Origin of the sequence: Streptococcus plurextorum DSM 22810, assembly GCF_000423745.1 — a bacterium.
Lineage (GTDB): Bacteria > Bacillota > Bacilli > Lactobacillales > Streptococcaceae > Streptococcus > Streptococcus plurextorum.
The window spans coordinates 1-3402 of sequence record NZ_AUIO01000029.1; the positions used below are offsets into that span (position 1 = coordinate 1).

The window sequence follows — 3402 nt, forward strand, 5'->3', positions numbered from 1 at the left end:
TGATACTTCCTTAGCAAATTCCATCTCATGGGTGACAATCAGCATGGTTAATCCAGATTCGGCTAATGCTTTCATGGTTTTGAGAACTTCGCCTATAGAACAGATATAGGAAGCGTGTAAGAGATAAAAATCTGCCTCATCTCAAACAACAAAATTATGAATGTTTTTTTAAAAAATATAAAAAGGTTCTTAAAAAACACAAATTACATCATTTTAAAATCTAAAAACTAGAAAATCGACAGGAAAAACGAAGATTCCCTTGACATCAATACATTTTTTTGTTAAAATAAAATTAAGTTAACTTAATTTTATTTATCGCGATAATTAGATTATAAGGAGATAAAATGAAAAAGGTTAGTCTATTGTTGCTTGCACTACTTACGGTGTTAACTTTTGTTAATGTTTCTGCATTGACATATGATACTTTCTTTGGTGGCGTAACAGGCGTACCAGGTTGGGGTGAAACTTGGGGGATGTATTCTCCAAGAAGTTCTAGAGTCTATGTGACAGCTAAAGGGAAATCGACAAAGACCTCGTATACGAGACCGCAAGGCCTTGCTTCAGCAACTGTACAAAGAGCTATTTCTGGTAATGTATCTTACTGGGGCTATTGGTAAACAATAGCTGAGAGGTAGCCATGGCAATAATAGCCGTTCTCTCGCATAAGAACGGCTATTTTTATTAGATAAAGGAGGCACATGAAAAGGGTTTATCATATTGTTTTTGTTATTTTTTTCATTTTAGCTTGTTACAATTTGAGTCGTATTGTTAAAGATTATGATGAACTATCTATCCCAAATGCTAGAAGTTCACTGGTTGTTGAAAACTGGGATAAAAACCAATCTGCTGAAGCTATATATGATCAGATTGATGAATATGCCCAGAATCACAAAACGACACTATATAAAGTAGTGTTTTCAACCGATGATAAGGGAGAGCTAATCAAGAATGTTTATCCACTAGGAGTAGGATCAAAAACTAGCACGAATAGTTTGGAAAACTATTCCCCTTTAGGAGTTTATTATTTTAATGCTGACCGCCCTGAAGGGCTTGACAACTTCATGAATCAACTAGGATTGACTGTAATTGTTGAAGATAATTTGATTCATAAGTTATATATATCTGTTATCCTATCTGCTATTGGGGCCACTACGCTCATATTGTTAGCTGGACTATTTATTCTCGAAATATTAAAAATTTTGTCAGTTTCAAAGGAAATGGGGGTTAGGGAATTACATGGATTGAATAAATATCACAGGTTTTTTTCAGATATTTTAAAAGAAGTTCTACTAGTAACAGTTACTGTCGCATTCTTTACTCTGATTTATTCCCCAGCTTTTCTGCACTATATTTTTAGTGTAATATCTATTTACCTATTGTTAATTACTTGGCGCATAGTTTGCATATGTGTGATGGGTCGATGGACAACACTTACAGAAAAAATCAAATCCAAGAAACCTTATAATCGTATTATAGTGATTAATATCCTACTCAAGCCAATATTGATGGGTGTTTTTCTATTTTTTACTGTCGGAAGTATCAATTCTATTAGTCGTTTAGAGAACTTAAAGCACGGACTGAGGGAGTGGAAAAGTGTTGGAGAATACTCAGTTCTGCATTTTAGTAACAGTACAACATTGTTGCCAACAATAGAACTTTCAAAAGATGAAAGTCTAAAGAGAAGGAGTAAATCAAATCACATTATTTTAGACATGATAAAAAGTGCCTCCCCAACAGAAGATTTATTAGTGTCGCCACAGCAACTGTATTCTTTGCAGGGGAAGGACATCCTAGTGGTTACTAAAAATTATTTTTCTTATATTTCTGTTAAATATAGGGATGGTACTGAGATTAAAGCGGATGGTATTAAAGGGTTTAAATTATTTATTCCTGAAGATTTAAAGTTGCAATCTGACACGATTGAACAAGAAGCACGTGAAATAATAGCTATGAATCAGGACATTACAGGTCGAGATATTCCTATTTTTGAAGGCGACTTATCTAAAGATTATGTCATGGCTGGGCAAAACTTGTTTTCTTTTAATGTTGATGATATTGAAAAAAGTCGCATTAAGAGCCCAGTAATCTTAGTTCTTGACATTGAACAATTGGGGAGCCAAATTGATAATTTAGTTGGTGAAGTATCGCAAGGACATTACTTGTTTAAGAGACCGAATTTAGTGTCACAGTATATAAATCAAAATAACTTGAGTGCTGAATTCGCAGGTATTACTTCTATTCAGAGCCTTGGTTTAGAAAAAATAAAGAATATAGAGCGTGAGTTGCAGTTACAAATTATCAGTCTTGTTTCGATACTATTAGTATATGTAGTGATGTATTATGCCATTTTAATGAGCTATATTGAGCAGAAAAAGAAAAGATTGGTGATTGAATATATATATGGAAAATCTTGGTGGGAAAGACAAGGGGTTTTTCTCGTTCAAATGGGATTGTTAAGCATACTCGCGTTATCAATATCAAGTCATTTTTTGCAACTGAATTGGTACCTTATGTTGCTAGTGTTGGTGTTAGAGGTAATACTTATCAATATTGCTTTATTAAGCTTTGAAACAAGAAGTCGATTGCAAATATTAAAACAAGGGGAGTAAAGGGAAAAAATGATCGTATTGGATAAAGTAACAAAAAGAATTGGTGAGAAAGTCATTTTTGATAATCTTTGTCTCAAAATTAATCAAGGTGATATGGTAGCTATTACTGGAATGAGTGGCAGTGGGAAGACGACTCTTCTAAATTGTATTGGTCAGCTTGAAAAAATAGATTCGGGTCACATAACGATATTTGGAGAAAATTATACTTATAAGAATAGACGCAGATTTTTAAAAGAAATCGCTGGATTTTTGTTTCAAAATTATGCTTTAATGGATAACGAGACCGTTTTTGAAAATTTGAAGTTAGTTAGTAAGGATAGGGAGAAAATTGAGAAGTTACTAAAGGAATTTGGTTTAAAAAAAGAAATGTTGAATAAAAAAGTGTACCACTTGAGTGGTGGAGAACAACAAAGGATTGCGCTGGTTCGGTTATTACTAAAAAAACCAAGACTAGTACTAGCAGATGAACCAACTGCTTCTCTAGACAGTATCAATGGTTCTGTTGTAATAGAGCGTTTAAAACAACTGAATAAAGAAGGTGTGACTGTTATTGTTGTGACACATGATCAATCGATTTTAAATCATTTTAAAACAGTGATTGATTTAGATGATTTAAGGTGTTCATTGGCATAATGCACTGAGAAGATATCAAAAAAAGCTTAAAACTTACCTGTAGTAGTTTTAAGCTTTTTGATTACGCTATTTCAAAAAACGTTTCAAAAATTCTTTGGTGCGTTCTTCTTGAGGGGTTTCAAAGATTTGTTCGGGAGTGCCTTGCTCGGCGATGAGGCCT

Annotated in this window: 3 protein-coding genes and 2 pseudogenes; 3 read left to right on the forward strand and 2 right to left on the reverse strand. The window is 33.5% G+C overall.

All coding sequences use genetic code 11. The features are described 5' to 3' along the window. Positions 1–96: pseudogene (locus G575_RS12025) on the reverse strand (amino acid ABC transporter ATP-binding protein); the annotation flags it as partial. Between the two features lie 248 nt (positions 97–344). Between G575_RS12025 and G575_RS11555 the strand changes: the two are divergent. The 3 genes from G575_RS11555 (at position 345) to G575_RS0110470 (ending at position 3242) form a co-directional block, all read left to right on the forward strand. After that, positions 345–617: a hypothetical protein gene (locus G575_RS11555; RefSeq protein ID WP_051177067.1), complete on the forward strand. Its 273-nt coding sequence runs from the start codon at positions 345–347 to the stop codon at positions 615–617. Between the two features lie 81 nt (positions 618–698). Further along, positions 699–2609, forward strand: coding sequence for a hypothetical protein (locus G575_RS0110465; protein WP_027972668.1), 1911 nt, complete (start codon positions 699–701; stop codon positions 2607–2609). Between the two features lie 9 nt (positions 2610–2618). Continuing rightward, on the forward strand, positions 2619–3242 hold the full coding sequence (locus G575_RS0110470) for an ATP-binding cassette domain-containing protein (protein WP_027972669.1): 624 nt from the start codon (positions 2619–2621) through the stop codon (positions 3240–3242). Between the two features lie 66 nt (positions 3243–3308). Here the strand turns inward: G575_RS0110470 and G575_RS12030 are convergent. Beyond that, a pseudogene (locus G575_RS12030) lies at positions 3309–3402 on the reverse strand (amino acid ABC transporter ATP-binding protein); the annotation flags it as partial.